We start from the raw sequence: 25,403 nt of genomic DNA, 5'->3' as shown, positions 1-25,403 counted from the left end.
GGAGAAAAGGAAGGGCGGGACCCCGCGATGGGGTATGCCTCCTCTTGATCTGGGTTGGCTCCCCGGGCAGGACTCGAACCTGCGACCAGCCGGTTAACAGCCGGCTGCTCTACCAACTGAGCTACCGGGGAACGCAGAAGTCAATTGGAGGAAAGGCATTCTAGCAAAAGTCTGTACGGAAGGGGGAGGAATTTTCAAACGTCGAAATCTTCGGTTTCGTCCTCGTCGCTGGAAGCGTCGGTGTTCCCCTCGGCCAAGGCCGCATAATGCTTGGCCCAAGTCAGATAGAGATTGCCGCTGTCGCGCATGGTATCGGCAGCCTTGACCAGCTTCTCCACGAGCTCGGGGTCTTTGCCCGCGGCCTGAATGGCCGCTGCACGGCGTTCAATGGCTTTCGGGTACTGAGTGATCAGGTCTGTAATTTCTTTCAACAATTCGTCGATCACGTTGTCTTCGGATTCCATGGTGCACCCTTTTCGAATGTCCCAACAAAAAACCCCATAGCGAGAACGCCATGGGGTCTTTCGATTCGAACCGTATCGGCTTAGCCTTGGTAGGCCTGCCCCAATGCCGCAGATTCGCCTTTCTTCGACATCAACTGCCCGGTGGCGCTGACAGCCTGCATGACGATCGCTTCGTGCTTGGCGGCGTTGCAGACCACGACGCAGAGTTCGCAACCCTTGCAACGATCGATGGTGACCTCGGCGACCATCTTGGCGGAATTGAGGTCCAAGCAGTTTGCCTCAGGGCAATACATGATACAGAGTCGGCAACCTTTCTTGGCCGTACACTTGTCATCGATGACTTGCGCGACGTTGTACATTAATGATGGTTCCTTTTTCTTACGCGGCAACGGCCGGATTACCGACCTGCAGCTCGACTTTGTTCTTTGCCGCCCATTCGCTGGCGATCTCGTAGGCACGTTTTACAGTCGCCAGATTCTTGGCCAGCAGCATCTCTTTCTTCGCAAACTTCTTCTTGATCGCCTCGTCCAACGAAGCTGTACCGCCGGAGGCCACGAATTTCTTACCGAAGCGCTCTTGAAGGGCGCCGTCGAGGGCTTCCATAGTGACGCATTTGGTGATGCCCGATACTGAGCCGATCATCGCCATATTGGTGGACAATTCGGTACCCGCGACTTCAATAGCAAGCTCGGTTCCCGCAATATAAAACACGGCGACGTTCAAATCCTTGAGTCGTTGAATGTCTTCTTCCGAAAGAAGAGGCTGAGCCGAATTGATGATGACCACCCCGCCTTCCTTCACACCGGAATAGAAAGGCATCGTATAGCTCTTCCCCATGGTAATAACCTGAGGATGGAACACTTGAATCACGTCCGGAAAGACGAGCTCGCCGCGATCGTAGATGCGTTCGATCCCAATTCGACAGTAACTTTCCGCCGGAGCCATTCGCTTCTCCGCCCCAAAAAACGGATTTGAAATGGAAAACTTCCCGTCGCGGTTGGCGGCCATGGCTAAGACGTGCGCTGCTGTGACGGCGCCCTGTCCCCCCAAGCCGGACATCCGGATATTGAGCCGTTTCTTAATCATATGTGACCTCCGGTCGGGTTAGGCTTGTCCTGCCAATTGCTTGGCCGCCGCTTTCCGTTCCTTCTCTTTCGCCGTCATCTCAGCCAGGAGTTGCTTGGCAGGTTCGCTGATGTATTCCTTGTAGGCAAAGCGCTCGGTCGGCTTCTCGGAATCCCGCATTTCTTGCAAACCTTCCATGCTGTTCTTCCCGATTTCCAGAATGCAGGGCGTGTAGAGCTGAAGATAGGTGGGTCCGATCTCGCGTGCCACGTGCACCGCGTTCCGGATGACCTTCTCGACCAGCGAAGGCTTGCTGACGGTGCAATTGACGACATAGTGACAGCCGGATTCCCGCGCGATTTCCGGCAACCGGACCTTGTCGAACAATTTGCCGACCGGCGCCATCTTCGCGACGAAGCCTTTCTGCATGAGCCCGCTCTCTTGACCGCCGGTATTCGCGTAAAGCTCGTTGTCGAAGCAGATGGTCGTAAACTTCTCCTGCCGGAACCAGGCTTGGAGCGTCATATCAAGACCGATGTCCACGGTGGCACCGTCACCGGCGAGGACCACAACGTCCTTCACGCGATCCGGGAATCGGACGCTGAGAGCGCGCTTGAGACCGGACGCGATCGCGTTCTGGTTGCCGAACAGGGAATGGATATTATGAACCGCAACCATCGGAAACACCAGGCTGGTGCACCCGGTTGATCCGACCATGACCGTATCTTCGGGATTTGGGAGAGACGCCAAGATGTATCGGAAGGCCATCGATTCCGGGCAGCCCGCGCAAAGAGAGTGCTGCTCGATGAGTTCCTTGGAATTACCGATATCTTTCCAGCCGCGATCTTCCTTCCCATACGTTGCGCTCTTGACCAGGTCCTGGTAGTCCGACGGCATAATGTCATACAGATCTTCGGAAATCTTGATCCGTTCCTTGCTCATGTGGCCTCCTCAAGATTCGCTCGCGGGAGCGAACAGGTTCTTTTAGTGTACTGCTCAGCTTCCACGACCGGCCAGGGAAAAGCTCTTCATCCCGAGGGCCGTCTTAATTTCCTGAACGATGATCTCCGGCGGCATCGTCATGCCGCCGCAGACGTGTGGGCCAGCATGGACGCGATGCGGATTCGGAATCGTCGCACGAATTTCTTTCGCCAGCCAGCCGGTCACGTTGAATTCCGGCACGAAGATGTGTTTGGCGTTCTTCGTGGCTTCTCGAATCTCCTCTTCCGGCCAAGGACGCAACGTTTTCACCTTCACGAGCCCACAGCGGACCCCCTCATCCTCCAATAACCGGATCGCTTCACGACCTTGAGAGACAGCGGTACCGGAAGCCACGATGAGGATTTCCTGGTCGGTGTTTTCCGTATCGATCAACCCGTTCAGCCAATGGATCGAATGTTTGCGGGACCGTTCAACGGCGGCCCAGATTTCCTGCTGCCAGCTCGCATGCGTCGCATAGCTGATGTAGTTGCTCTTCATGACAAAAGGATCTCGCATCATGCGAACCGGGGGACATTCCATGTCCATGCAAGGAACCGGTGACCGATAGGGATCGTAGGGCGGAAGGCACATGTCGGTCGGCGTCAGGTTGACGACATCCTTGGTGTGCGTCACGAAGAAACCATCGCAACATAAAGCGAGAGGGAGATGCACATCGGGTTCTTCGGAAACCATGTAGCCCTTGAGAATCCAATCGAAGAAGTCTTGGGCTGTCTCCGCATGCCAGACCAGCATGCCGGTGTTCAGCAGATAGGCAATCTCCAGCGTGTCCGGTTGGATCGACAGCGGAGAGTTGATGCCGCGACAGGTGACGATCATCTGGATCGGCAATCTTGCACCGGCCCACATAGGGAAATTCTCCATGGCCCGCATCGTGCCCGGTCCCGCCGTCGTCGTAAATACCCGAGCGCCTCCGAAGGCGGCGCCTGCGCATTGGGACATGACGGCGAATTCGCTTTCGCCGCGGAAGTAGTCTCCGATATAACCCTCGGCGAACAACTCGCCGATCAACGCCGCTGCTTCGCTCTGCGGAGTAATCGGATAGGCAATCATGACATCGCAGCTCGCCCGACGAACGGCTTCTTTAATGACTTCACTGCCCGTAAAGAACGACGGAGTGCGAGGAGCGTCATGGAGCATCTTCCACGGATCGGTAAATGTCTGGCCCTTCTTATTCTGCGTCCCGATGACCGATTTTGTTTCCGCCATGACCCCAGCCTCCTTTCACTGCATCAGGCAGTGCTTAGCTTGTTGCGCCGCTCTTGGTCGTCAGCCGCGGTTTGACCGTTCCCTTTAACTTCTTTACCCAATCGGCGAGCGTCATGATTTTTTCGACCGATGCGTCACGGAACGACAGCATCGCGTCCTCATGGCCGGCCTGCGCACACATGGCAATCGTGTAGCAGGATGTCCCGCCCCGAATGATTTTCAGCGAGAGATTCGCCTGGTGGCAATGCACTCCCACGAACATGCAGCAATCGATCTTGTTATGCCAGATGGTCAGATTGGGATGGTTTGGGTTGATTTCGACTTCTGGATTGATCTTGGGGTACTTCGGTCTGTAGTCGGGCATGGGAATGAGCATCGGCCTCTGGCCGGGCTGCACGCATTCCTTCAGCGTGTTATACAGGTGGCGAATGGCCGTCGCTTTCTTCGCGGCTTTTTCGTTCCAGGCCCACAACACCAACGGGCCGGGGAAAATTGTCGGCACGGAGGCCATGAGAAACTGACGTGCGGCTTCTTCGTACGCCTTTTCCTCTGATGCGATGACGCCGTTGATGTGGGCCTCGCCGGGATTCGGCAAGTACACACCCATGGACGCTGCAGCGGGAGGAAGAAAATGTTCAGGACCTGGCAACACGCGATATTGACTCATTCCGACTCTCACTTCGCCTAAGGGTTAACTACGAGAGAACTTCGATTTTTCAATAAGCTCGGCTGCTCCCAATGTAAGCTTTTCCCGGGATATCTGCAACCTCACAGAAGGCCCAAGCAGGGGAAATTTTGGGCTATCGGACAAAGTCGAACCTAGGCCTATTGTCCTAAGCCAAGCCGTCTGTTCCGTGAAGAATCAATCGCAGGCTTTCCAAGTATTATAGGAGGGGGAATTTCGCTATGTCAAACGGAGGCGAGAGGAATTCTCCTTGTCTTGCTCGCATCTTGCTCGCAGAAGTTCACTCCCGTGTGCATCTCGCGCAAGCCATTGATAGTCATTGGAGGTTCCAGTCGCTCATTTATGGGAGCTGTTCGCATGCCTCGGTCGATCCGAGCACACAGGCTCTCTCTAGATCGTCTTTCGCGAGCCTACCTTGGAGTGCGTCCTGGTACAGCTTGGCACGGGTGAGGAGCGCCCCGGTGTTCGTGGGATCGACACGGATGACCGTCGAGAGATCTTCAACCGCTTGCCCTGGACGATTCAGCTTCAACAGTATGTCGCTGCGGAGCAGGTAGGCCTCCTTCTGATAGGGAATCCAACTTTCTGGGGTCTGGGTGTCGAGAAGCCGCCTCAAGGTGGCGAGGGCTTGATGCAGATGTTTGGATTCCGCTTGCCGCCGGGCCTGGGTGGTAGAGACGGCGATGAGGCGTTGGCGCGCAATATCGAAGAATGGGTCCAGAGCCAGGGCCTGTTCATACGAAACAGCGGCTTGGTCCATGTGCTTGAACCATGTCTGGACATCACCCCTGCCGACCCATCCCCATGCATTTTGGCTATCGAGCTGGAGCGCCCTGTCAAAGTCCGTTTGGGCCTTCTGGAGATAATCGGCATACGTATCCGGGCTCGAATGTTGCGCAAAAGCCAGAGAAACCAATCGAAGATAGGTCTGACCTCGAATGAGGAGCGCTTCCACGGAACGACTGTCAAGCGTGACGGCTTCGGAGGACAGCTGGATTTTCTCGCGCAGATTCTGTGATTGCACGGCCCTGCTCACCAAACCTCTCGCTTGCTGAGCAGGCTCGGATTTTCCGCTTGGTTCGATGATCAGCATTCGAACGCCGATGGGGTCCTGCTGGAATTCTTTCAGCTGTTTGCGGAGTTGCTGATTTTCCTGCTGCAATTGACGAAAATGCTGAGAAAGCTTCGCCTCCGATTGCAGCCGTCGAACCGCCGCGGCGAGATTCTCGATATCGACCGTCGCTCGGATCCGCACGAAAAACACCGGCCGATCGTTTTCAAGGAATCGCCGTGATTCGAGAATCTCGGTTTCCGTAATGCCGGCGGCGATCGTGCGTATTTCCAGCATGCTGTTCTGTGTCCGTTGCCCCCGGAATTCCCTCTCGATGTCCTGAAATGTCGCCTCGAGATACACTCCCGCTTCTTCAATCGCTTTCCGCTGGGCACGCTGGAATACCTTTTCCTCCGCGCTCGTTAACGTATCGTCATCCGTCATGGCGTAGGAGGCTTCGGCGGTTATGACCTTTCCTGACGAAGCCGAGGCGGGGGGCAGGAGAGTGGTGAAGACTAAAGCGAATCCGAGAAGGGCCACCGACCCAGTGGTGGATTGTAGGGCGGAGCACATGGAATAACTATAGCGCTCAGCATCCAGGGCGGCAATTCGACAAAAGTATAGTCGACGATACTGGTGTAATGATTCCTGATCGCGGGAACGATTATCTTGGTTTGGGGAACACCTGAGCGAACGGATGCACTTCTACCCGTTCGAACACGCCGTTGACCGTGTAGGGGTCTTCAAGCGCAAACGTGCGAGCTTCCTCAAGGGAGTCTGCTTCGATGATAATGAGGCTTCCCGTCTTGTCCGTTAGGGGGCCTGCCAGGAGGATCCGGCCGGCTTGATCGAGGGGCTCGAGATTGGCGAGATGAGCAGGCCGGTGAATTTTGCGCCGTGCCTCTCCATCAGGACCATCGAATCCGAGAATGACGAAGATCATGACGGGTAGTAGGGCCGTCGATGAGGTTTCGAGAAAGGGTTAGGAAGAACTCTCAAGTGGGCACCGGTCCTTGTAACCTGATGTCGTTTCATGCCACCATCTGATCTCCTGTTCCCCCATTTTCCAGCAGAGGAACACGATTCGGCCTTCGCGAAGGTGGGGGAAATCGCAGAGTCCCATATCAAGATCCTTGACGACGACCCCTAACTCGTGGATTGCCTTGATATTGGCACTGACCTGCTGGAGGCTGGTGATATAGAGAGCCCCGACTGTGCTTCCTCCGCCGTATTCGGCGCGAGCACTCGCCTTCCGAATGTCTTCTTTGGTTCGAACCAACGTTTCTCTCGCCTGCTTGACCGAAGTCAGACGGGAATTCAGTTGGGGGATCAGGCGATTGGCCTCCGCCAACGTGAACAGCCGCTCGTGGTGTTCCTGCTCGTCGTCTTGCGACATGCGCGCCCCCGGGTTGTTGCGCTCATGTAGCACATCGGTGTTTCTTCCCGCAATACGGCCCCGGCGGCTGAGGATCCGGATTTTATCCCGAATGCTCGTGGGGGGGCAATGGGACCGCGGAAGGGCATGCTCGACAGAACAGAGACTCTCTCTGCTTCTTATTCTGTTGACAAGCATAGATCAGCGGGGTATGCTGCACCGTAACTAGCTTTCGGTTCGAGTCTACGGACATTCCGCACACGAGTACTTCCGGGGCACGTCTCGACACAATCTACAAGGTATGCCATAGGACCGGTCGGTGGGCGGGAGTTCTCGCTCATTAAGTATCTACGGGACATGAGGCAAGATCGTCCCTCACAAAGCGTCCCCTCGAATTAGAAACACACGCGGCACAATCGCCAACTCATTGATCAGTTCCGTAATTACGCGCCAGTCGACGTTGACCATGTTTCGCATTCATCTGCTCACTCACCAGCTAAGAGCTTGAGAGGACACGTATGGCACAAACCAAGGGAGAGGTTATGCATCTTGCCGAGTTGAAGCAAAAAACCATCGCCGACCTCAATGATGTCGCGCGGGATCTCAAAATCGAAGGAGCGGCAAATCTTCGCAAGCAGGAATTGATTTTTGCCATCCTTCAAGCTCAGACAGAGAAGAACGGCGTGGTTTTCGGCGAGGGGGTCCTCGAAACATTGCCAGATGGGTTCGGCTTTCTCCGTGCCCCCGACTCCAACTATCTTCCCGGCCCGGACGACATCTACATCTCGCCTTCGCAAATTCGTCGCTTCAATCTTCGTACGGGAGACATCGTGTCCGGCCAGATCAGGCCTCCGAAGGAAAGCGAGCGATACTTTGCGCTGCTCAAGGTGGAAAAGGTCAACTACGAAGATCCGGAAGTCGCGCGTGACAAGATTCTCTTCGACAACCTCACCCCTCTGTATCCGGAAGAGCGCATCAATCTTGAATTCGACCGTGAGGAATATTGTACTCGGGTGATGGATCTGACGACTCCGATCGGTAAGGGGCAGCGAGGTCTGATCGTTGCCGCTCCGCGAACCGGCAAGACCATGCTGCTGCAGGCCATCGCTCGCGCCATCCTCAAGAACCATAAGGAAGTCACCCTGATCGTGCTGCTCATCGACGAGCGCCCGGAGGAGGTCACCGACTGGCAGCGACAGGTCAAGGCGGAGGTGATCAGTTCCACGTTTGACGAGCCGGCTCAACGCCATGCCCAGGTGGCGGAGATGGTGTTGGAAAAAGCGAAACGGTTGGTCGAACACAAGAAAGACGTCGTCATCCTCCTAGACAGCATCACTCGTCTGGCGCGTGCCTACAATACGATCGCTCCTCCGAGCGGCAAGGTCCTCTCGGGCGGGCTTGATTCCAACGCGCTTCAGCGGCCGAAGAGATTCTTCGGCGCAGCCCGGAACATTGAAAACGGCGGGAGTTTGACCATCATGGCTACCGCACTCGTCGATACCGGCAGCCGGATGGACGACGTCATTTTCGAGGAGTTCAAGGGAACCGGCAACATGGAAGTGCATCTGGATCGTCGGTTGGCCGACAAGCGCATCTTCCCGGCGATCGACATCAGCCAGTCCGGGACGCGCAAGGAAGAACTGTTGGTGGACAAGGACCGACTCAACAAGATGTGGATTCTCCGGAAAGTGCTGAGTCCGCTCGGCACGATGGAAGCCATGGAGTTTCTGATGGATAAGGTGCAGGGGACCAAGACCAATCAGGAGTTCCTGCAATCCATGAACCGATAATACCGACTTGTATCCGGTGGTCGGACAGGGTACAGTGGCGGGTCTTCGAATAGGCGAAGGCAGCAGTTTCGGAGGCACAGGACACATGAAGAAGGGTATTCATCCGTTATACCGGGAAGCGACGGTACATTGCGCGTGCGGCAACAAGTACAAGACCCGATCGACCGTCGGGGACATCAACGTCGATATCTGCTCGAATTGCCATCCGTTTTTCACGGGGACGCAGAAAATCGTCGATACCGAGGGGCGGGTCGAGCGATTTAAGAAGAAGTACGCGAAGAAGGGTAAGTAGCGAATTCTGCGAACATAGGAGAGGCCCTGCTTCGCAAGCGGCAGGGTCTCTCTTTTTTTGCCTCGAATCGTTTTCCGACAGATCGCAAGGACCACGTTGAGGGAATATGGAAGCCGCACTGCTGAAAAGATGGGAATCTCTCGCGAGCCGATATGACGAGTTGACCACACAGCTCACGGACCCCTCTGTCATCGGCCAACCCCCTCTACTGGTCAAGTTGAATCGAGAGCGAACCGAACTCGAGCCGGTTGCGCACCTCTTCCAGCGTTATCGAGACCTCCTCAAGCAGTCGGAGGACATTTCCCACATGCTTGCAGATGCGGCGACCGGTACGGAGTTTCGGTCCTTGGCTGCCGAAGAAAGTGCGCGGCTCGAGGACGCGATGGCGGCGCTGCATGCCCAGGCTATGGAGCATCTGACACCGAAGGATCCGCGCGACGACAAGAGCCTATTTTTGGAAATTCGGGCGGGTACGGGCGGCGATGAAGCTGCCTTGTTCGCCGGAGACCTGTTCCGGATGTACGTGAAATTTGCCGAACGGCACAAGTTGAAAGTTGAGATCGTGGAGGCCTCCGAAACCGGGAAGGGCGGCTATAAGACGGTGATCGCGTTCATCGAGGGGAAGGGCGGCTATGCCCTATTCAAATATGAAAGCGGTGTCCATCGGGTTCAGCGCGTGCCGGTGACTGAGGCGGCAGGACGAATTCATACATCAACCGTTACGGTGGCGGTTATGCCGGAAGTGGACGAGGTGGACGTCCAGATCGATCCGAAGGATCTCCGAATCGACACGTTCTGTTCGTCCGGGGCGGGAGGGCAAAGCGTCAATACCACCTATTCGGCCGTGCGGATCACGCACATTCCGACCGGGGTCGTGGTGTCCTGTCAGGACGAACGGTCGCAGCTCAAGAATCGTACGAAGGCCATGCGAACGCTACGCGCCCGAATCGTCGAGGCCGAACGGGAAAAGCAAGAGGCCGAAATCGCCCGGAATCGCAAAGCGCAGGTAGGAACCGGAGACCGAAGCGAGAAGATCCGCACCTATAACTTTCCTCAGAATCGGGTCACGGATCATCGTGTGGGTTTGACGCTCCATAAGCTAGAACATGTGCTGGCCGGTGACATGGACGAACTGGTCGAGACGCTGCGTTCCCAGCGTGATCACGCGGCTGTCTCGGAGGCTTCATGAGTCTGTCGTCTCCGGGAGCGGCTGCCGAGGAATGCCGGACGGTCGGACGGGTGATCGCCGAGGCATCTCGACAGCTATCAGAAGCAGGGTTGGACGCTGCCGACCAGGAAGCGGTCTGGTTGGCCGAATACGCACTCGGACTGTCGAGGCTGCAGCAAGTCCTTCATGGGAAGCGCGAGTTGTCCCTCGGCGACGTCGCAGGATTGCAGCGGCTCGTGTCCAGACGGACCGAGAGGGAACCACTGCAATATATCCTCGGCACGCAGGATTTTTGTGGTCTCGAATTCGAGGTCAATCGCTCGGTGCTGATTCCTAGGCCGGAAAGCACCTTGCTGGTCCAAGAAGCAATTCGCCGAGTCAGCTCGTGGGAACGGCCGGTCCTCGTCGATGTGGGTACGGGCTCTGGTTGCCTGGCGATTGCCCTCGCCCGCCTGCTGTCCCCCCGGCAACTGCTCGCGATCGATCTCTCGTCGGACGCCTTAAGAACTGCGAAGCAGAATGCGGCGCGTCTGCAGGTCGAATCGGTGACGTGGCTGGAAGGCGACCTCCTGGCACCTCTGGCAGGACGAGGCCTAGAGCAGCGTATCCGGGTGATTGTCTCAAATCCGCCCTATGTCTCTGAATCGGAGTGGCCGACGCTTCAACCAGAAGTTCGTCTCTACGAACCTCGATTGGCTCTGGTCGCCGGCGTTCGCGGCACTGAGCTGCACGAGCGGTTGATCGACGACGCGATCCCGTTTCTGGAGCCGGGAGGGTGCTTGATCATGGAACTCGGATGGGGACAGAGCCGATCGTTGATCGAACGCGTAGAGGCTTGTCCTGCGTATCAGTCGGTCGGGACGCTTCGCGACGAGGCGGGGATCGAGCGTGTGTTGGTTGCTGAACGGGGAAGAGGATAGGATCGACGCGTGGACAAGATCGTGATCAACGGAGGCGTCTCGCTAGAGGGAGACGTTCGGATCAGCGGGGCCAAAAATTCCGCTTTGCCGATCCTTGCCTCCACGATTCTGGGCGGCGGGGAGTGCGTCATCAGCAATGTACCGCGCGTCGTCGACGTGGTCACGATGGGCAAACTGCTGGGGATTCTTGGGGCCAAGGTGAAGCAGGAAGGAAACCGCATCGTCATCAAGGCCGACGTGATCAACTCGACTCAAGCCCCGTATGAACTCGTGAAGACGATGCGCGCTTCCGTGCTTGTGTTGGGACCGCTCGTCGCACGCTGGGGGCAGGCAACTGTGTCGCTGCCGGGTGGATGCGCCATTGGTTCCCGTCCGGTGAACATGCATCTTGCCGGGCTCACCAAGCTTGGAGCGGAGGTGTGGGTCGAGCACGGCTACATTCATGCAAGGGCCAAGCGTCTGACCGGTGCATCCATCTATTGCGACGTGCCCACGGTGACGGGCACGGAAAACCTGATGATGGCCGCTTCACTCGCTCAGGGGACCACCGTGATCGAAAACGCCGCCAAGGAACCGGAGATCGTGGATCTGGCCGATTTCCTGACGAAACGCGGTGCTCGTATCAACGGGGCCGGCACAGATATGATCACCATAGAAGGCGTTCGGGAACTTCGAGGCAGCGATCACGAGGTCATTCCTGATCGTATCGAAGCCGGCACGTACCTGGTTGCCGGTGCGATCACCAAGGGGTCGATCTCCGTTAATCGATGCCGTCCAGACCATCTTGAGCCGGTCATCGCCAAGCTTCGGGAAGCCGGCATGGACATTCGCGTTGAGAAGGAGTCGGTGCATCTGGATGCGGCAAGATGCGGCCGTCCGGCCGGTGTTGACATACGCACGATGCCGTTCCCGGGGTTTCCGACCGACATGCAGGCGCAAATGGCGGCACTCATGTCCGTCGCCAGAGGGGCCAGCATCATTACCGAAACGGTGTTTGAAAGCCGGTTCATGCATGTGGAAGAACTGCGGCGGATGGGAGCCGATATTCGCGTCGAGGGCAATCGCCTGATGATCACCGGATGCGAACGCTTGACCGGTGCGCCTGTTATGGCGTCCGATCTTCGCGCGAGTGCGGGGCTCATCCTTGCAGGGTTGGCAGCGGAGGGAACCACAGAGGTTCTGCGGGTGTATCATCTCGATCGCGGCTACGAAGAAATCGAGGAAAAGCTTCGGGGACTCGGGGCGGTCATCCATCGCTGCGCTGCCTAGCGCCGCGATCATTGTCAGAGCGAATGGCTCAGGATCTCATGCTGACGGTCGCACTCTGCAAAGGTAAGTTGATTGAACCGACGCTGGCGTTGTTCGGACGGGCCGGCTATGCAGGGGCAAGCCTGGCCACAGACAGCCGGCGCCTGGTATTTGCCTGTCCAGGTATAGGAATGACATTCTTAATCGTCCGTCCGACCGATGTGCCGACCTATGTAGAATATGGAGCGGCGGATGTGGGTATTGTTGGAAAAGACGTACTGTTGGAGCAGGACGGCGACGTCTATGAGCCGTTGGATTTGGGGTTCGGAGCGTGTAGAATTGCCGTCGCGGCGCCACGGGGCCAGGATTCTCGTGACCGGCTTTCCTCAAAAATTCGGGTGGCGACCAAGTACCCGAGAATTACCGAACGCTATTTCAACCAACGCGGCGTGCCGGTCGAGATCATCAAGCTGTACGGGTCGATTGAGCTGGCACCCCTTGTGGGTCTTGCTGATCGTATCGTGGATCTGGTCGAGACCGGCAATACGCTCAAGACCCACGACCTTGTCGAGGTCGAGTGCATTGCGACGTCGACGGCGCGTCTGATCGTCAATCGAGCCAGTCTGAAACTCAAACATGCCGCCGTAACCGAGCTCATTCAGAAGCTTCGAAAAGCCACGATCATACGGCGGCCCTCCGCCTTGGTTGCGGCGCCCGGACGAAGCCGGACGAGTCGTAAGGCCAAGCGGGTCTCTGCATGAGAATTATTGCCTCGACAGACCGTGCATTTGCTCCGGTCCTGAGAAAAGTTGTCGCGCGGGCGCGGGCTCAAGGAGCCGCGGCTGAGAGGACGGTGCACACCCTGTTGCAGACAGTGGAGCGGGGTGGTGACAAGGCCGTGCTGCGCTACACGAAGCAGTTCGACAAGGTCGCTCTCAAGGTGAGTGATCTCAAAGTGACCTCCGATGAGATCAAGGATGCCTATCACCGTATCAGAAAGGACGAAGGCGATGCCCTTCGATTCGCCGCCCAGAGGATCGCGGCGTTCCACGAGCGGCAGCGCACGAAAACCTGGATGTATCAGGACGGCGAGGCGACGCTGGGCCAGGTCGTGACACCGATCGATGCCGTGGGCGTCTATGTGCCGGGCGGGAAGGCGGTATATCCTTCGACGGTGCTGATGAGCGCCATTCCGGCGAAGGTCGCGGGCGTCTCCCGCATCGTGATGTGCACCCCGCCGCAGAAGGCCGGAATCAATCCGTATTTACTCGTTGCGGCGGATATCGCCGGTGTCACGGATATTTTCCGCGTCGGCGGAGTACAGGCGATCGGGGCCTTGGCGTTCGGGACAACGTCCATCCCAAAGGTCGACAAGATCGTGGGACCCGGGAACATTTACGTAGCAACGGCCAAGCGCCTATTGTACGGAACGGTGGGTGTCGACATGGTGGCGGGCCCGAGCGAATTACTGGTAGTCGCCGATGACGACGCGAATCCGGCCCATGTGGCGGCGGATCTGCTGTGCGAGGCCGAGCATGACGAAGACGCTCAAGTATGGCTTGTGACGACATCCGCATCGCTTGCGAAGGACGTCGGAAGACTGCTGGAGCAACAACTGCGGGGGTTGCAGCGGGAGAAGATCGCCGCCAAGTCCGTGGCGAGACATTCCGTGGCGTTTGTCGTGACGACGATGGACGAAGCCATCGACGTGGCCAACCAGATCGCCCCTGAGCATCTGACACTGTCAGTGGACCAGCCGTTTGACTACTTGGAGAAGGTTCGTCACGCCGGAGCGCTATTCTTGGGCCGATATACTCCGCCCTCGGTCGCAGACTATATTGCCGGCCCGAATCATGTCCTGCCGACCGGAGGCACCGCCAAGTTCTTTTCGGCCTTGTCGGTTCTCGACTACCTGAAAGTGAGCAACATCGTGCATTACACGAAGGAGGAACTGAGCAAGGTGAAAGATCATCTCGTCCGATTCGCTCACATCGAGGGCTTCGATGCCCATGCGAAGTCGGCTCAAAGCAGGTTCGCATGAAAAAGGACGGCGCGCCTTCACGACAGGCTTCCATTCATCGGGCGACGAAGGAGACGGATATCCGTGTCGAATGGGTGTTGGATGGCAGTGGGCGAAGCACGATCGACACTTCCATCCGGTTCTTCGATCACATGCTCGAATTGCTGGCAAGGCACGGATTTTTCGATCTCGCGGTCAAGGCCAAGGGCGATATCGATATTGACGAACACCACACGGTCGAGGACGTGGGAATCGTCATGGGCAAGGCGCTCTATCAAGCCCTAGGCGAAAGGGCCGGCATCAAACGATTCGGCTTTGCTTCCGCTCCCCTGGATGAGACGTTGGCGCAGGTGACCGTTGATTTGAGCGGCCGGCCTTTTTTGGTCTACAACGTCAACCTACCAGATCGTAAAATCAAGTCATTCGATCTGGGATTGTTCGAGGACTTTTTCCAGGCATTCGTGACACATGGGGGACTCAACCTGCACGTCAATCTGCTGTACGGTCGCAATCCGCATCACATTATGGAGGCGATCTTCAAGGCGTTGGCGAAGGCGCTTGATCAGGCGACGACTATCGAAGAGCGTCTGGCGGGCAACGTGTTGTCGACGAAAGGGATGTTGTAGCCGGGGGTTCGATCTTGGCGAACCGCCTCACCCTGGTGATTCCACTGATTCTCTTCCCCCAAAGAGGTCCCTTCCATTTCCAAGCGCTGTTGAGCGAGGCCTCATCTTCGCGCGACTAGGGTTGGCTGGGTGACTTCACCCAAGAGTGGCGAGGTGGCTACGCAGCTGTACGGCCAAGCGAGCCATCGCTCACGTCTCCCCCATCACGGCTTTCGTTGTTTTGAAGTGAAGTTTTGCTACCGCTGCCAATCGATCCCGTCCGTGTTTTTTGACCACCATCCTTCCTGCGAGTTCGACGGCCGGTGACGCACCTTTGGGGAGGATGGTGCCGACGTCGTCCGAGAGGCGTTTCAACCGGATCAAGAATTCCGCCCGTGCAAGGATCGAAGCGGCCGCGACGGCGAGGTCCGATTCCGCCTTGGTCCGCTGTTCGAGGGTGATGGTGCGGCCCTTGGCCTGCAAGGCGTTCAGGATAAGACGCTCGTCGCCGAACTGATCGGAGATAGCCAGTCCGCAGGGCACCCGTTCCAGCAGGTTCTCGAGAGCTTTGGCATGGCCCCAGGCGAGCAGGCGATTGAGGTTGCGGATCTTTGCATAAAGCTCGTTATATTTCTGAGGCCCGATCGCGATGACACTGTGCGGACAAATGGTCTTGATATCCGGGGCCATTTCCAGGATCCGTCCGTCGGATATCTTTTTGCTGTCCCGGACCTGCATTAGCGCGAGTTCCGCTTGCGTGGTCCCGTCGACGAATACCGCGGCGATGACGAGGGGACCGAAATAGTCGCCCTTCCCCGATTCGTCGATCCCGATGCGTTCGATCGCGGGCCCCGGCATGTTGTCGGATTCAGTCTGGCAAGTCAGGTAGAAAACGGCGTGGTGGCGCGGTAATCTAGCAGAGCCGCTGAGGGCGGTCAATTTTGAGACATTGTTGAGAAGGGAGGAGGTCGATGGCCGCACGTCTACGTCGTGGTCGCATATGGGGTCTGGCTGTGCCTTGTTTGGTACTGGCCGTCGGGCTCGTCGGTTGCGAAAAGAATCCTTACACAGGCCGCTCCCAATTGCTCATGACCTCTGTGGCAGAAGAAATGGAGATGGGCGCTCAGGCCTATACTCAGGTGAAGAGCGATCCGAAGATGAGACTCTCTCAGGACCCGCGGGAGATCGAGCCCGTCAAGCGCGTTGCAGCACGCATCGTCGAAGCCGCAAAACGCTCAAAATATGCAGAGATGGCGAAACAGTTTCAGTGGGAAGTGACGGTGATCAAAGACGACAAGATGGCGAATGCGTTCGCTCTTCCGGGCGGCAAGATGGCGGTCTACACGGGGATCTTCCCCGTCGCAAAGACGGAGGCTGGCCTGGCGGCGGTGATGGGGCACGAAGTCATCCATGCCCTGGCTCGTCACGGGGCCGAGCGTATGAGTCAGGAGCAGTTGACGAACGCGGCCGTACAAGCCGCCGGAGTGGCGGCGGGAGCGGCAGGAGGCGGCCTCGTATCCCAAGGAACGATGGCGGCTCTTGGCGCGGGTGCTCAGGTTGGGGTGTTGCTGCCCTTCAGCCGACAGCACGAATCGGAAGCGGACTACATCGGCATCCTGCTCGCCGCCGCCGCCGGCTATGATCCCAGAGAGTCCATCGCGTTGTGGGAGCGCATGGAACGGATGTCGGGAGGAGACGGACCGGCCGAGTTCTTGTCAACGCATCCGAGCCATGGGACCAGAATCGAGGATCTCAAGAAAGCCATGCCGGAGGCGCTGAAAATCTACAAGACACGGCAACCAGTCCCTGCAGTTGATCTGCCGAGGCTCGGCAGCTGACCGGAACCGATCCCCGCCCTTGAGCGTGTCGGTGCCGCTCTTTTGTAGGGATGGTTCGTTTCACCGATCGCTGGGACAATGCGTAGCGTGACCGTTTTATCCCAACGGAAACGGGAGGCGTCCATGGTCGCTCGATACGGACATCGAGTCCCGGTGGTCGGTCAGGCCGTCCTGGCTGGTAACCAGGCGTACTGCGAAGGCCGGGTGCTGGATCTTTCGGTTCCAGGTTGCCTCATCGAATGCTCCCATCGCTTACGCGTCGGAGACTACGTTCGGCTTCGGATATCGTTGCCCGATGGAGGTGTGGCCATGACCGTGCCCCTTGCCGCCGTGCGCTGGGCACGTGGAACTCGCGTGGGGCTGGAATTCATTCGGTCTACCGACGCAGATCAGCAGCGCCTGGCCGCCTTCGTTCGTCGGCACGGGCCTCGAGCAGGTCTTCCCATCGCCCGCGCCTCGAGGTGGAAGGAAACGGTGACACTTCTTGGTGCGTCAGGGGATTGATGGGACCGTCGCATCCCGGCCCCGACTCGAATTTGAGTTGCTTGCATCCGTCATCTCCATTTCCTATACTGACCTCGCGCGAGGGGGAAGACCGGGGGATCGCTCGGCGCGGAAACGCGATGAGAGGAAAGTCCGGACTTCACGGGCAGGACGCTGGGTAACGCCCAGGCGGAGCAATCCGACACCCGCACCACAGAGAACAGACCGCCGATGGCCAAGGCGATTGGACCCCAATTCTCATCGCTACGGCTCAGGTAAGGGTGAAACGGTGGAGTAAGAGCCCACCGCGGTGGTGGTGACATCACCGGCAGGGTAAGCGTCGTCCGATGCAAGGCCAAATAGGAAGACGCCACCGGCTCTTTTCGGAGAGCCGGTGATCAGCTGGCCCGGCTGAGGTCTTCGGGTAGGTCGCTAGAGGTTCGGGGTAACTCGAATCCCAGAGAAATGATCTCCGCCGACCGAGAGCATATCCCAGTCGGCACAGAATCCGGCTTATAGGTCTTCTCCACCGCGTTCATCATTTCGCACCTCTTCGTTTCAGGGTCCAAGTCTGAAATCCCTCTATTGACCTGTCACAGACAGGATGGTAGGATCTCGCATCTTCCCCATTGTTTTTTCAGAACATTCTGAACGATTGACGAAAAGGTGCTTGGTAACGCACCTGCATCTCTACGTATCTCCTTCTCTGTGGGGAACCCATGGATTGGAGAGAGGGGGCCGGCATGAAGCTGACAGGCGCTGAAATCTTTATCGAATGCTTAAAGCGCGAAGGCGTTAAGACGATCTTCGCCTTGCCAGGTGGCGTGGTGCTGAAGATTTTCGACATGCTGCATCAACAGAAGGGCATTGACGTCGTCTTGACCCGTCATGAACAAGGTGCAGGCCACATGGCAGAAGGCTACGCGAAGGCTACAGGTCGGGCAGGAGTCTGCCTGGTCACCTCCGGTCCCGGGATGACCAACGTGATTACGGCCTTGGCCGACGCCTACATGGATTCCGTTCCGTTGGTCTGTTTCAGTGGGCAGGTTCCGACAAGTTTGATCGGTAACGATGCGTTCCAAGAAGCCGACAACGTGGGGCTCAGCCGACCTTGTACGAAATATAACTTTCTCGTCAAGGACGTGAACGATTTGGCGTCCACCATCAAGGAAGCGTTTTACATCGCCACGACCGGGCGTCCGGGCCCTGTCCTCGTGGACATTCCCAAAGACGTGTCGATGGACAAAGCGGAGTTCACCTACCCGAACTCCGTGTCGATCCGCGGCTACAATCCGACGTACGAAGGAAATAAGTGGCAGATCAAGCAGGCAGCGGAAGCGATCATGAAGGCCAAGAAGCCGGTCCTCTACGTGGGCGGCGGCGTAGTGTTTTCCGGCGCGTCCCAAGAGCTGATCGAGTTGGCCGAGTTGACACAGATTCCGGTCGATATGACGCTAATGGGTCTTGGCGCGTTTCCGGGGGAGCACCCCCTCTCCATGGGCATGATGGGTATGCACGGCACCTATCAGGCCAATATGGCGGTGCATTACGCGGATCTCGTGGTGGCAATCGGGGCGCGGTTTGATGATCGGGTGACGGGAAAGGTGTCGGAATTTTGTCCGTACGCGAAGATCGTTCATATCGACATCGATCCGACCTCGATCAGGAAGAACATTCATGTCGATATCCCGATCGTGGGGGACTGCAAGGCCGTTTTGCGCGAGCTCAACCAGATTCTGAAAGCGACCGTCAACGGCGAGCAGAAGGAACTCCGCAAGGCCTGGTGGGATCAGATTCGCGAATGGGAACGCGCGCATCCCTTGGCGTACCGACAGGAGAAAGACGGCCCGATCAAGCCCCAGCATGTGATCAAGCGACTCTACGAACTAACCAAGGATCGCGATCCGATCGTCTCCACGGACGTCGGCCAGCATCAAATGTGGGCCGCCCAATACTTCAAGCTCTCAAAGCCCAACCGATGGCTCACGTCCGGAGGGTTGGGGACGATGGGATTCGGTTTCCCTGCGGCGATGGGAGCACAGGCGGCGTTCCCGGGCCGGTTGGTTCTCTGCATCGCCGGAGACGGGAGTGTGCAGATGAATATGCAGGAGATGGCCACCGCTGTGGTCAGTAAGCTGCCGGTGAAAATCGTCGTGCTGAACAACCGGTTCCACGGCATGGTTCGGCAGTGGCAGGACTTGTTTTATGAGGGCCGATACGCGTCCAGCTACCTGGATACCACTCCTGACTTTGTGAAATTGGCGGAGGCCTATGGGGCCGTGGGATTGCGAGCGGGTAGAGCCGGCGAATTGGATGACGTCCTCAAGGAAGCGATCGCCGTCAACGGGCCGGTCATCGTGGACGTCCCGACGCATCCCTATGAGAACGTGTATCCCATGATCCCGGCCGGAGGCTGCAATCACGAAATGATCTTGGAAGATCCGCCGGAGTTGAAAAACAAACAGCAGGGTGCCGAAAAGGTGACTCCTGAGGATAAGGATACGATTCTTACGGCCTAACCTGCTTGGCTAGAGTAGTTGGCCGTTTGGCTGGCCGATGACCGGCCGTCGCTGTCGGAGCGGAACCGCATGGAACACATCATTTCCGTCACGGTCGAAAACAAGTTCGGTGTACTGTCCCGGATCGCCGGACTCTTCAGCGGCCGTGGATTCAATATCGAAAGTCTGTCTGTTGCGCCGACGTTGGACCCCTCGATGTCTCAGATGACGATCGTCACGTCCGGCGACGAGCGCATCGTCGAGCAGATCGTCAAGCAGTTAAATAAACTCATCGACGTGATCAAGGTCGTCGATCTGAACGAGAGCGAGTTCGTCTCGCGCGAGACCGCCTTGATCAAGGTTCACACCAGACAGGAAGATCGGGCGGAGGCTCTGAGGATTGCCGACATCTTTCGCGCGAACGTGATCGATTCTACGCCCTCGACCTATACGATCGAAGTCACGGGCGATCCGAGAAAAATCGAAGCCATCATCAACCTACTGCAACCGCTGGGAATCAAGGAACTCACCAGGACCGGGCGAGTGGCAGTGGCGCGCGAGCCTCTTCGGTCCGCCGCGGTTCAACCCAAGAAAATCGCCCGCGAGTAGGCGCGGACGGCGCTTGCCGTTCGACCCCGTACATCACATATTATTGTTACCATTGTTACCCAGGAGCCAGCGATGAAGATCTACTATGACAAGGACGCCGACCTTCAACACATACGAAACAAGACTGTCGCCGTCATCGGGTACGGGAGTCAAGGGCACGCTCATGCGCTCAATATGAAAGAAAGCGGCGTCTCGGTCGTGATCGGCTTACGCGAAGGTGCTTCCTGGAAGAAGGCCGAGCACAGCGGATTGAAGGTCATGCCGGTGGCCGATGCGGTGAAAGCATCCGATGTCGTGATGATCCTCGCGCCGGATGAAGCGCAGGCGGCCATTTATCGCCAGGAGATCGCGCCGAACCTGAAGCCGGGCGCCTATCTTGCGTTCGGCCACGGATTCAATATCCATTTCGGACAGATCGTGCCGCCGTCGTCGATCAACGTCTTCATGGTCGCTCCCAAGGGGCCCGGACATTTGGTACGATCAGAATACACGAAGGGGAGCGGAGTCCCCTGCTTGTTGGCGATTTATCAGGACCCAAGCGGATCTACACGGCAGGTGGGATTGGCCTACGCCAGCGCAATCGGCGGTGGGAGGGCCGGTGTCATCGAAACCAACTTCCGGGAGGAAACAGAAACCGACTTATTCGGCGAACAGGCGGTGCTGTGCGGCGGGCTGACCTCGTTGATTCAGGCAGGGTATGAAACCCTCGTGGAAGCGGGGTACTCTCCGGAGATGGCATATTTCGAATGTTTGCACGAGGTCAAGCTGATTGTGGATCTGATCTACCAAGGGGGCATCGCAAACATGCGATATTCGATCAGCACGACCGCCAAGTACGGTGATGTGACCCGCGGGCCCCGGGTCGTCACGGACCAGACCAAGCAAGAGATGAAGAATATTCTGCGTGAGATCCAGGAAGGACGGTTCGCCAAGGAGTGGGTGTTAGAAAACCAGGCCAACCGCCCGGTCTACAATGCGTTACTCGCCAAGGGCGAAGCCCATCCGATCGAGGCCGTCGGCGCCCGTCTGCGGGCGATGATGCCCTGGCTGAAGAAAGATCAGTTAGTCGACAAGAATAGAAACTAACGGTGTCGTGTGGCATCGGATTGCGTCTCGCTCCAAAGGCGTGATCGAAGACGGCTCCTGCCGCTCACGGTTCCATCGACAGCGGCCAAAGATTGGGTAGGTGGAGGTTTTCGTGGCCGATCGTGCCGTCGGCGTCCCCGTTGCCAAAGAAGGAATTCCCTTCATCGCGGTTGCCGCCGGCGGTACACTGGCGGCGGGATGGATGGGCTGGACCTTCCTGGCGGTGGCGGCCGGACTGTTGACCCTTTTCATCTCGTGGTTTTTTCGCAACCCCCTTCGGACTATTCCTCAGGGACCCAGACTCGTAGTAGCGCCGGGCGACGGGAAAGTCATCGCCCTCGAAGAGGAGTTTGAACCACGCTACCTCAAGGATCGCAGCATTCGCGTCACGATTTTCTTGAACGTGCTCGACGTGCACATCAACCGGATCCCCTGTGAAGGAATCGTGGAGAATGTGCACTATCAACCTGGACAGTTCCTGGTGGCCAGCAAGCCCGAAGCGACGATTAAGAATGAACAGAATGCCGTGATGATCAAGACCTTACAAGGCTCGAAGGTTCTCTGTGTCCAGGTCGCCGGCTTGATCGCCAGACGGATCATCTGTTGGGTCTCGCCGAAGGACAGGGCCGTGTTGGGTGAGCGGTTTGGATTGATTCGGTTCGGATCTCGTATGGACACGTTCCTCCCGATAGGGTCCGTGATCAAGGTCGCCCTCGGCGATCGTGTGAAGGGTGGGGAGTCCATTCTAGGAGAACTGCCATGAAGACCACTGCGTTGCGCCAGTCGTTTGCGAAGGGCGGGAAGCGCCATAAGGCGGCGATGCATTTGATCCCGAACCTGTTCACGACAGGAAACTTGTTCTGCGGCGTGTTCGCCATCCTGTCGGTTTTTAACGCGAATTACCTTGCCGCCGCGATCGCAATTTTGGTGGCCATGGTGTTCGACGTCCTTGACGGCAAATCCGCGCGGTTGACGAACAGCACCAGCCACTTCGGCCTCGAGTATGACTCGCTTTCCGACGTGGTCTCGTTCGGCGTTGCCCCAGGGCTGCTCATCTATTCATGGGCGCTCAGTGGGCAGGGTACATTCGGTATCGCAGTCATGTTCGCCTACGTGGCCATGGGCGCCGTTCGTCTCGCACGATTCAACGCGACGGCTACCGTGTCGGACGGCAAGTACTTCACCGGGCTGGCCATACCGGCCGCCGCTGGCGTCGTTGCCTCTCTGGTGATTTTTGATCACCACGTCGTCCGAACCGGATCGGAAATCAAGCCGATTCTGATGCTGATTATTACCCTAATCTTGTCCTTCCTGATGGTCAGTACGATAAAGTATCGGAGTTTCAAGGACTTGAAGTTCCGAGGCGGTCGCCATATCACCTATCTGGTCTGGGGTATTTTGACCGTGGTCCTGGTAGCGGCCTGGCCTCAGGTTATGCTATTTGTAATCTTCACCGGCTATGCCTTGCTTGGTCCCATCGAACGGGTGATCACGTTGGTCGCGAGGACTGGGAAGCAGATACAGCCGAAAAAGGAACAGCCGGCAACTGACTCGAAAATATAAGGCGACGACGAGGAGTAGTAGGCTATCCGTCGAATCAAGAGAGCTGGTGGGCGGTGCAAACCAGTTTCGACGACGCTGAACTCGCCTCCGAGCCAGAATTCATGAAACACGAGTAGTGGATTCCGCCTTGCCCCCGTAAGGGCTGAATGAAGGACCTGGGCGGCAGCATTCCGGGTCGAATCAGGGTGGTACCACGAAGCGCGTCAAGCCTTCGTCCCTGGGTTCTTGGGGCGAAGGCTTTTGCCTTTTTTCAAGCTGCTGAAAAGCCTTCCCGCTGCGTTCTCTGTCGTTCGAACCCCTCGATGTGGGGACTAGTTCCTGGAGGAAAGGTACCTATCCGCTCGCGTGTGATCAAAGCGAGCGGTTCAAGCGAAGCTTGGTATGTACCTCCTCGGGTTCTTACTCCTTGCGGCCTTGCCGGAAGGATTTTTGAGCAGCTTGCCAGGTGGAGGTGATGCGATGACCCGTATGATCAGGATTTTTGATACAACTTTACGCGATGGAGAGCAATCTCCCGGGGCCAGCATGAACGTCGAAGAAAAGGTCATGGTGGCGAAGCAGCTGGCGCGCCTAGGTGTCGACATCATAGAAGCGGGGTTCGCCTACAGTTCACCAGGAGATTTCGAAGCCGTGCATCGGATCGCTCAGGAGGTGGAAGGTCCGACGATCTGCAGCCTGGCCCGGGCGCGTCCGGAGGACATCGAGCGGGCTTGGGAGGCCTTGAAGGGTGCCTCCAAGGTCCGCATCCATACGTTTCTCTCGGCTTCGGATATTCATTTGAAGCATCAGTTCAGAATGACGCGTGAGGAGGCGAAGCAGCGGGCGGTGGCGATGGTCCAATTGGCAAGGAGCTATGTCGAGGATGTCGAATTCTCTCCGATGGATGCCAGCCGCTCGGATCCCTCCTACCTCTATGAGGTCATTGAGGCCGTCATCGCCGCAGGCGCCGGCACGATCAACATACCCGACACCGTGGGGTACGCGATGCCGCAGGAGTTCGGCAAGCTGATCCGCGGAATCCGTGAGACCGTGCCCAACAGCAGCCGGGCCGTGATTTCGGTGCATTGCCATAACGATCTCGGATTGGCGGTGGCCAATAGCCTGGCGGCCGTTATGGAGGGGGCCGGTCAGGTGGAGTGTACGATCAACGGCATCGGTGAGCGTGCCGGAAATACTTCATTGGAAGAAGTCGTCATGGGATTGCGCACGAGAAAAGACTGGTATCAGGCGGATACGCGGATCCGCACGGAGGAGATTTCAAAGACCAGCCGGCTGGTCAGCAAGACCACCGGCATGGTCGTGCAACCCAACAAGGCCATCGTCGGCGCGAATGCCTTCGCACACACATCGGGTATCCATCAAGATGGCCTGCTGAAGGACAAGATGACCTATGAAATCATGAGACCGGAATCGGTCGGCTTGGTCGAAAGCAAGATGGTGATGGGTAAACTGTCGGGGCGTCATGCGTTTCGTCAGCGGATCGAGGAGCTGGGATACAAGCTGACGGATGACGAGATCAACCACGCCTTCGAGCGGTTCAAGAAGCTGGCCGATCAGAAAAAGGAGATCTATGAAGAGGATCTCGAAGTCATCGTCTCGGAAGAATTGGCCAAGATGGCCGATCGGATCACTCTGAAGTCGTTCTATGTCGAAAGTGGAACCAATCAGGTGCCTACCGCGACGGTCGAATTGGAGATCGACGGGAACGCGGTCACCCGGACCGGCACAGGCGACGGGCCGGTCGACGCGGTCTATCGGACCATTGCCGCCATCACGTCGACCAGGAGTAGGTTGTTGATGTATGTGGTCAAAGCCATTACGGGCGGGACCGATGCTCAGGGGGAAGTGTCCGTGCGTGTGCAGGAAGACGGCCGAACCGTATCAGGGCACGGGGCGGACACCGACATCATTACCGCCTCCGCCCGTGCGTACTTGAGTGCATTGAATAAGCTTGCCTATCTGTCGGCCAAACAGGTGCAGGGTGAGCAGAAAGTGAACTTGATTTGACGTGGGACGCACGGTAGAGTGCTCGACTCGCTAAACCTTGCCGCGGAGGGGGCGGTCCGTGCTGAAGGTCACGCTTTCGGAGCGTCCGGAATTCCTGGCCGGAGACCATACCCGTCTTCGTGAAATCATCCACCCCGATAAGCATCATCTGAAACTGGGTTACAGCCTCGCGTATGGGACCCTGGGGCCCGGCCATCGCTCCAAGCGGCATATCCTGAAATCATCGGAGGTGTACTACTTTATTGCAGGCAGAGGGCGTTTTCTGCTCGATAACCAAGAAATTCCGGTCGAAGAGGGGACGACACTCTATGTCCCGCCTGGCGGCGAGCAGTCGCTGGAGAACACGGGAGATCAAGAGATCGAATTTCTCTGCCTGGTTGACCCGGCTTGGAAGGTGGAAGACGAGCAGGTTTTGGAGTAACGCCTGT

Annotated in this window: 27 protein-coding genes, 1 tRNA gene, 1 other RNA gene and 1 other annotated feature; of the genes, 18 read left to right on the top strand and 11 right to left on the bottom strand. The window is 57.5% G+C overall.

Annotated features, from left to right (window positions below):
• Positions 1 to 55 precede the first annotated feature (55 nt).
• From P0111_13860 to P0111_13815, 10 genes are all read right to left on the bottom strand, one after another.
• Positions 56 to 131 (bottom strand) — tRNA-Asn (locus P0111_13860).
• Positions 132 to 194: 63 nt separating this feature from the next.
• A complete protein-coding gene (locus P0111_13855) occupies positions 195 to 464 on the bottom strand; it encodes a hypothetical protein (GenBank protein ID MDF0645110.1) in 270 nt (89 codons plus the stop codon).
• An 80-nt stretch (positions 465 to 544) separates the two neighbouring features.
• Complete coding sequence (locus P0111_13850; GenBank protein MDF0645109.1) at positions 545 to 823, bottom strand: pyruvate ferredoxin oxidoreductase; 279 nt, start codon at positions 821 to 823, stop codon at positions 545 to 547.
• A 19-nt stretch (positions 824 to 842) separates the two neighbouring features.
• Positions 843 to 1,550 carry a 2-oxoacid:acceptor oxidoreductase family protein gene (locus P0111_13845; protein MDF0645108.1) on the bottom strand — a complete coding sequence of 236 codons (708 nt, stop codon included), beginning with the start codon at positions 1,548 to 1,550 and terminating at the stop codon, positions 843 to 845.
• Positions 1,551 to 1,568: 18 nt separating this feature from the next.
• Positions 1,569 to 2,471, bottom strand: a complete 903-nt coding sequence (locus P0111_13840; protein MDF0645107.1) for a thiamine pyrophosphate-dependent enzyme — start codon at positions 2,469 to 2,471, stop codon at positions 1,569 to 1,571.
• A 54-nt stretch (positions 2,472 to 2,525) separates the two neighbouring features.
• On the bottom strand, positions 2,526 to 3,737 hold the full coding sequence (locus tag P0111_13835; protein ID MDF0645106.1) for a transketolase C-terminal domain-containing protein: 1,212 nt from the start codon (positions 3,735 to 3,737) through the stop codon (positions 2,526 to 2,528).
• Positions 3,738 to 3,771: 34 nt separating this feature from the next.
• Complete coding sequence (locus P0111_13830) at positions 3,772 to 4,404, bottom strand: carbon monoxide dehydrogenase beta subunit family protein (GenBank protein MDF0645105.1); 633 nt, start codon at positions 4,402 to 4,404, stop codon at positions 3,772 to 3,774.
• A 358-nt stretch (positions 4,405 to 4,762) separates the two neighbouring features.
• On the bottom strand, positions 4,763 to 5,917 hold the full coding sequence (locus P0111_13825) for a hypothetical protein (protein MDF0645104.1): 1,155 nt from the start codon (positions 5,915 to 5,917) through the stop codon (positions 4,763 to 4,765).
• 220 nt (positions 5,918 to 6,137) lie between these two features.
• On the bottom strand, positions 6,138 to 6,416 hold the full coding sequence (locus P0111_13820; protein MDF0645103.1) for a YciI family protein: 279 nt from the start codon (positions 6,414 to 6,416) through the stop codon (positions 6,138 to 6,140).
• 39 nt (positions 6,417 to 6,455) lie between these two features.
• On the bottom strand, positions 6,456 to 6,869 hold the full coding sequence (locus P0111_13815; protein MDF0645102.1) for a DUF2203 domain-containing protein: 414 nt from the start codon (positions 6,867 to 6,869) through the stop codon (positions 6,456 to 6,458).
• 521 nt (positions 6,870 to 7,390) lie between these two features.
• Here P0111_13815 and rho point away from each other — a divergent pair.
• From rho to hisB, 8 genes are all read left to right on the top strand, one after another.
• Positions 7,391 to 8,638, top strand: coding sequence for a transcription termination factor Rho (gene rho / locus P0111_13810; GenBank protein MDF0645101.1), 1,248 nt, complete (start codon positions 7,391 to 7,393; stop codon positions 8,636 to 8,638).
• Between the two features lie 85 nt (positions 8,639 to 8,723).
• A complete protein-coding gene (gene rpmE / locus P0111_13805) occupies positions 8,724 to 8,930 on the top strand; it encodes a 50S ribosomal protein L31 (protein MDF0645100.1) in 207 nt (68 codons plus the stop codon).
• Positions 8,931 to 9,036: 106 nt separating this feature from the next.
• Positions 9,037 to 10,119, top strand: coding sequence for a peptide chain release factor 1 (gene prfA, locus P0111_13800; GenBank protein ID MDF0645099.1), 1,083 nt, complete (start codon positions 9,037 to 9,039; stop codon positions 10,117 to 10,119).
• On the top strand, positions 10,116 to 11,018 hold the full coding sequence (gene prmC, locus P0111_13795) for a peptide chain release factor N(5)-glutamine methyltransferase (protein MDF0645098.1): 903 nt from the start codon (positions 10,116 to 10,118) through the stop codon (positions 11,016 to 11,018). The genes prfA and prmC overlap by 4 nt, the downstream gene beginning before the upstream one ends.
• Positions 11,019 to 11,027: 9 nt before the next feature.
• Positions 11,028 to 12,287, top strand: a complete 1,260-nt coding sequence (gene murA / locus P0111_13790; protein MDF0645097.1) for a UDP-N-acetylglucosamine 1-carboxyvinyltransferase — start codon at positions 11,028 to 11,030, stop codon at positions 12,285 to 12,287.
• Positions 12,288 to 12,325: 38 nt separating this feature from the next.
• A complete protein-coding gene (hisG, locus tag P0111_13785; GenBank protein ID MDF0645096.1) occupies positions 12,326 to 13,027 on the top strand; it encodes an ATP phosphoribosyltransferase in 702 nt (233 codons plus the stop codon).
• On the top strand, positions 13,024 to 14,307 hold the full coding sequence (gene hisD / locus P0111_13780) for a histidinol dehydrogenase (GenBank protein MDF0645095.1): 1,284 nt from the start codon (positions 13,024 to 13,026) through the stop codon (positions 14,305 to 14,307). The genes hisG and hisD overlap by 4 nt, the downstream gene beginning before the upstream one ends.
• Positions 14,304 to 14,912: an imidazoleglycerol-phosphate dehydratase HisB gene (gene hisB, locus P0111_13775; GenBank protein MDF0645094.1), complete on the top strand. Its 609-nt coding sequence runs from the start codon at positions 14,304 to 14,306 to the stop codon at positions 14,910 to 14,912. Before hisD ends, hisB begins: the two co-directional genes overlap by 4 nt.
• A 189-nt stretch (positions 14,913 to 15,101) precedes the next feature.
• Here the strand turns inward: hisB and rnhC are convergent, their stop codons facing one another.
• Positions 15,102 to 15,749: a ribonuclease HIII gene (gene rnhC / locus P0111_13770; GenBank protein MDF0645093.1), complete on the bottom strand. Its 648-nt coding sequence runs from the start codon at positions 15,747 to 15,749 to the stop codon at positions 15,102 to 15,104.
• 113 nt (positions 15,750 to 15,862) lie between these two features.
• Between rnhC and P0111_13765 the strand changes: the two genes are divergently transcribed.
• From P0111_13765 to P0111_13720, 10 genes are all read left to right on the top strand, one after another.
• Positions 15,863 to 16,729 (top strand): M48 family metallopeptidase, encoded by an 867-nt coding sequence (locus tag P0111_13765; protein ID MDF0645092.1) that lies wholly within the window; start codon positions 15,863 to 15,865, stop codon positions 16,727 to 16,729.
• A gap of 123 nt (positions 16,730 to 16,852) precedes the next feature.
• Positions 16,853 to 17,233, top strand: coding sequence for a PilZ domain-containing protein (locus P0111_13760; protein ID MDF0645091.1), 381 nt, complete (start codon positions 16,853 to 16,855; stop codon positions 17,231 to 17,233).
• Between the two features lie 83 nt (positions 17,234 to 17,316).
• Positions 17,317 to 17,744, top strand: an RNA gene (rnpB, locus tag P0111_13755) — RNase P RNA component class A.
• 211 nt (positions 17,745 to 17,955) lie between these two features.
• Positions 17,956 to 19,731 carry a biosynthetic-type acetolactate synthase large subunit gene (gene ilvB / locus P0111_13750; GenBank protein ID MDF0645090.1) on the top strand — a complete coding sequence of 592 codons (1,776 nt, stop codon included), beginning with the start codon at positions 17,956 to 17,958 and terminating at the stop codon, positions 19,729 to 19,731.
• A gap of 69 nt (positions 19,732 to 19,800) precedes the next feature.
• On the top strand, positions 19,801 to 20,319 hold the full coding sequence (gene ilvN, locus P0111_13745) for an acetolactate synthase small subunit (protein ID MDF0645089.1): 519 nt from the start codon (positions 19,801 to 19,803) through the stop codon (positions 20,317 to 20,319).
• 72 nt (positions 20,320 to 20,391) lie between these two features.
• Complete coding sequence (ilvC, locus tag P0111_13740) at positions 20,392 to 21,405, top strand: ketol-acid reductoisomerase (GenBank protein ID MDF0645088.1); 1,014 nt, start codon at positions 20,392 to 20,394, stop codon at positions 21,403 to 21,405.
• A 112-nt stretch (positions 21,406 to 21,517) separates the two neighbouring features.
• Complete coding sequence (locus P0111_13735; protein MDF0645087.1) at positions 21,518 to 22,168, top strand: phosphatidylserine decarboxylase family protein; 651 nt, start codon at positions 21,518 to 21,520, stop codon at positions 22,166 to 22,168.
• Complete coding sequence (gene pssA, locus P0111_13730) at positions 22,165 to 22,968, top strand: CDP-diacylglycerol--serine O-phosphatidyltransferase (protein MDF0645086.1); 804 nt, start codon at positions 22,165 to 22,167, stop codon at positions 22,966 to 22,968. Before P0111_13735 ends, pssA begins: the two co-directional genes overlap by 4 nt.
• Positions 22,964 to 23,190, top strand: a binding site (T-box leader). It overlaps the preceding gene by 5 nt.
• Positions 23,191 to 23,427: 237 nt before the next feature.
• Complete coding sequence (locus P0111_13725; GenBank protein ID MDF0645085.1) at positions 23,428 to 24,975, top strand: 2-isopropylmalate synthase; 1,548 nt, start codon at positions 23,428 to 23,430, stop codon at positions 24,973 to 24,975.
• Positions 24,976 to 25,033: 58 nt separating this feature from the next.
• Positions 25,034 to 25,396 (top strand): cupin domain-containing protein, encoded by a 363-nt coding sequence (locus tag P0111_13720; GenBank protein MDF0645084.1) that lies wholly within the window; start codon positions 25,034 to 25,036, stop codon positions 25,394 to 25,396.
• The last annotated feature ends 7 nt before the right edge of the window (positions 25,397 to 25,403 follow it).

Origin of the sequence: Nitrospira sp. (genome assembly GCA_029194535.1) — a bacterium.
GTDB lineage: Bacteria > Nitrospirota > Nitrospiria > Nitrospirales > Nitrospiraceae > Nitrospira_C.
This window is presented reverse-complemented; position numbering and strand designations above follow the sequence as displayed.

Coding starts and splice junctions, on each gene's coding strand:
- P0111_13725 (MDF0645085.1), top strand. CDS start 23,428: ATGACCCGTATGATCAGGATTTTTGATACAACTTTACGCGATGGAGAG.
- P0111_13835 (MDF0645106.1), bottom strand. CDS start 3,737: ATGGCGGAAACAAAATCGGTCATCGGGACGCAGAATAAGAAGGGCCAG.
- rho (MDF0645101.1), top strand. CDS start 7,391: ATGCATCTTGCCGAGTTGAAGCAAAAAACCATCGCCGACCTCAATGAT.
- rpmE (MDF0645100.1), top strand. CDS start 8,724: ATGAAGAAGGGTATTCATCCGTTATACCGGGAAGCGACGGTACATTGC.
- prmC (MDF0645098.1), top strand. CDS start 10,116: ATGAGTCTGTCGTCTCCGGGAGCGGCTGCCGAGGAATGCCGGACGGTC.
- P0111_13760 (MDF0645091.1), top strand. CDS start 16,853: ATGGTCGCTCGATACGGACATCGAGTCCCGGTGGTCGGTCAGGCCGTC.
- P0111_13825 (MDF0645104.1), bottom strand. CDS start 5,917: ATGACGGATGACGATACGTTAACGAGCGCGGAGGAAAAGGTATTCCAG.
- P0111_13765 (MDF0645092.1), top strand. CDS start 15,863: ATGGCCGCACGTCTACGTCGTGGTCGCATATGGGGTCTGGCTGTGCCT.
- P0111_13820 (MDF0645103.1), bottom strand. CDS start 6,416: ATGATCTTCGTCATTCTCGGATTCGATGGTCCTGATGGAGAGGCACGG.
- ilvC (MDF0645088.1), top strand. CDS start 20,392: ATGAAGATCTACTATGACAAGGACGCCGACCTTCAACACATACGAAAC.
- P0111_13855 (MDF0645110.1), bottom strand. CDS start 464: ATGGAATCCGAAGACAACGTGATCGACGAATTGTTGAAAGAAATTACA.
- P0111_13845 (MDF0645108.1), bottom strand. CDS start 1,550: ATGATTAAGAAACGGCTCAATATCCGGATGTCCGGCTTGGGGGGACAG.
- P0111_13840 (MDF0645107.1), bottom strand. CDS start 2,471: ATGAGCAAGGAACGGATCAAGATTTCCGAAGATCTGTATGACATTATG.
- pssA (MDF0645086.1), top strand. CDS start 22,165: ATGAAGACCACTGCGTTGCGCCAGTCGTTTGCGAAGGGCGGGAAGCGC.
- hisB (MDF0645094.1), top strand. CDS start 14,304: ATGAAAAAGGACGGCGCGCCTTCACGACAGGCTTCCATTCATCGGGCG.
- hisD (MDF0645095.1), top strand. CDS start 13,024: ATGAGAATTATTGCCTCGACAGACCGTGCATTTGCTCCGGTCCTGAGA.
- P0111_13830 (MDF0645105.1), bottom strand. CDS start 4,404: ATGAGTCAATATCGCGTGTTGCCAGGTCCTGAACATTTTCTTCCTCCC.
- rnhC (MDF0645093.1), bottom strand. CDS start 15,749: ATGCCGGGGCCCGCGATCGAACGCATCGGGATCGACGAATCGGGGAAG.
- ilvB (MDF0645090.1), top strand. CDS start 17,956: ATGAAGCTGACAGGCGCTGAAATCTTTATCGAATGCTTAAAGCGCGAA.
- P0111_13850 (MDF0645109.1), bottom strand. CDS start 823: ATGTACAACGTCGCGCAAGTCATCGATGACAAGTGTACGGCCAAGAAA.
- prfA (MDF0645099.1), top strand. CDS start 9,037: ATGGAAGCCGCACTGCTGAAAAGATGGGAATCTCTCGCGAGCCGATAT.
- ilvN (MDF0645089.1), top strand. CDS start 19,801: ATGGAACACATCATTTCCGTCACGGTCGAAAACAAGTTCGGTGTACTG.
- P0111_13815 (MDF0645102.1), bottom strand. CDS start 6,869: ATGTCGCAAGACGACGAGCAGGAACACCACGAGCGGCTGTTCACGTTG.
- hisG (MDF0645096.1), top strand. CDS start 12,326: ATGCTGACGGTCGCACTCTGCAAAGGTAAGTTGATTGAACCGACGCTG.